The sequence below is a fragment of the Streptomyces wedmorensis genome, assembly GCF_000716445.1.
Taxonomy (GTDB): domain Bacteria; phylum Actinomycetota; class Actinomycetes; order Streptomycetales; family Streptomycetaceae; genus Streptomyces; species Streptomyces wedmorensis.
The window spans coordinates 1-225 of record NZ_JNWK01000227.1; the positions used below are offsets into that span (position 1 = coordinate 1).

The 225-nt window shown below is 72.9% G+C and carries 1 protein-coding gene; it reads left to right on the forward strand.

What is annotated here, in order from left to right; genetic code table 11:
* The coding region (locus OO54_RS41200) for a hypothetical protein (protein WP_033213018.1) at positions 1–225 on the forward strand (225 nt) is incomplete at both ends.

The window sequence follows — 225 nt, forward strand, 5'->3', positions numbered from 1 at the left end:
ACCGCCGAAGCCGAACGGCTCACCGCCGAAGCGGTCGAGCTCATGGAGACGACCGAACAGGAAGCCCAGCGCCTCCGCGCCGAGGCCGAACAGGTCAAGGCCGACGGAGAGGCGCACGCCGAGGCACTGCGCGACGCCGCCATCGCCGACAGCGAGAAGGTCCTCGACGACGCCCGCAAGGCCGCCGACAAGCGCCGCGCCGACGCCGCCGAACAGGCCGACACC